Annotated in this window: 1 protein-coding gene; it reads right to left on the reverse strand. The window is 57.0% G+C overall.

Features of this window, described 5'->3' with window-relative positions; translation table 11 throughout:
• Positions 1 to 93 precede the first annotated feature (93 nt).
• A complete protein-coding gene (locus tag ACEQU8_RS10750; RefSeq protein WP_370263506.1) occupies positions 94 to 2,157 on the reverse strand; it encodes a primosomal protein N' in 2,064 nt (687 codons plus the stop codon).
• Between the last annotated feature and the right edge of the window lie 4 nt (positions 2,158 to 2,161).

Raw genomic sequence — 2,161 nt, forward strand, 5'->3', positions numbered from 1 at the left:
ACATAATTCACAGCTTCGCTTTGGGCTTTGTTCAGGCCAACAGACATACAGGGGGGAAACTCCAGGGGAAGGCATTACTGTACCAGAGGGCACTTACAAATCGACCGGGTCCACTTCCAAAAACCAGCGCACACTGCCGGGTAGCTCGTGCAATTGCGCCAGCCACTGGGTTAAAAACCGGTGAAGCGCAGGTCTCGATTCGCTTTCAATCAGCATTTGCGCCCGCTCAATACCGCCTACCCGAACCACAGTCAACGGCACCGGGTCGCACATAAAAACAGGGCTGTCTGCATCCACCAAAGGTTCACCCAGCTCCCTCGCCGTGCTTAAAAACTGAAGGCAGTTGGCCAGCTTTTTGTGGTCGGCCCGAATGGTGGCCTGGTGGGAAAACGGCGGCATGCGTGCATCCTTACGGGCCTGCATTTCGTGACTGGCAAAGCTTTCGTAATTGTGTGCTTTCAATGCATCGAACAAAGGGTGCTGGGGGTAACGGGTTTGCACCACCATGCGGGCATCGCCTGCGCGGCGCCCCGCCCGGCCGGCCACTTGCATCAACTGGGCGAACAGGCGTTCGGGCGCGCGGTAGGCATGCGAATACAGCGAGGCATCCACATTCAAGGCCAACACCAGGGCCACATTGGCAAAATCGTGGCCCTTGGCAATCATCTGTGTGCCCACCAATACATCGGCTTCTCCACTGTGCGCCTGTTGCAGCAACGCTTCCATTTGCCCTTTGTTGCGGGTGCTGTCGGCGTCAATTCTCAAAATATTTGCAGTGGGCAGCAAGCCGGCCAGTGTTTCCTCAATGCGCTGGGTTCCGCGGCCAAACCCGGTCAAGTCCTGATTGCCGCAGGTGGGGCAATGCGTGGGCACCCGCTGACCAGCGCCGCAATGGTGGCAACGCAGCATGCGTTCATTCTTGTGCCACACCATATGAGCTGTGCAATGGTCGCAATTGGCCACCCAACCGCAGGCATTGCACACCATTTGTGGCGCATACCCCCGGCGGTTCAAAAACACAATGCTTTGTTTGCCGGCCTCGAAGTTTTGCACCAGCGCCTGCATGGCTGGCTCGCTCAATCCTTCTTTGGCCGGAAAGTTGGCCGTGTTGATCAGTTCCACTTTTGGCAAACTGGCACCCAGCACCGCCCGGTTTTTCAAACACAAGCGCTTGTAAGCCCCAAGGTCGGCCTTCAACCAGCTTTCCAGGGCAGGGGTTGCCGAACCCAGCACAATCGGCACCTCGCGCTGTTTGGCCAGCATCAGCGCCAAATCGCGGGCATGGTAACGCATGCCGTCTTGCTGCTTGTATGAAGGGTCGTGTTCTTCGTCCACCACAATCATGCCAAGTCGGGGCAGTGGGGTCAGCACGCCCAGGCGTGTGGCAATAATCACATCGGCAGCGCCCGTAGCGGCCTCGAACCAGGCCTTGGTACGGGTCAACTCAGCCAGGTTGCTGTGCATCACCACGACGCGGTGAGGCGCAAGGCGTTCCTTGTAAAGTGCTTGCGCAGCCGGGGTCAGATTGATTTCGGGCAACAGCACCAACACCTGCTCGCCGCGCTTTAATCGTTCTTCCACCGTGTGCAGGTACACCTCAGTTTTGCCACTGCCAGTTACTCCATAGAGCAGAAAGGGGTTAAAGCCTTTGGCATTGGCCAGCTGCGCCACAGCGTCCAGTTGCTCGGCATTCAGCTCCGGCTTTTCAAGTTTGTCGATTTTGGTTTTGTTGGCTTTGACACTGGTGTCCGGATCGGTACGCTCTGCCAGCAACTTCATGGCATGTTCTCGGGATTTGGCCACCATCACCGGCTCCTCTCCACGGGCATTCAGAACCCGCAAGGCCTTGGGCAAGGCTTCAAGCGCGATCATGCCCAAAGGATGGTGGTAGTACTTGGCGGCAAATTCAATCAAGGCCTGCCACTGGGCGCTCAGGCATTCACCTTGGTCCAACACCGAGTGCACGGGTTTGATGTTCTCGGCCAATTGCTGATCAGGAGCAACACCCTGAACCAGACCAATTCGATGCTGACGCCCCCACGGCACAATGACACGCATTCCAAATCGGGGCATGTGTTCACTGTGCCATTGGTAAGTGAAAGCTTTGGGAAGCGGTGCAGCAACCAACACATTCACCAGCAAAGTATGTCCCTTGATCGGG

The sequence above is a fragment of the Limnobacter sp. genome, from assembly GCF_964228395.1.
Classification (GTDB): Bacteria; Pseudomonadota; Gammaproteobacteria; order Burkholderiales; family Burkholderiaceae_B; genus Limnobacter.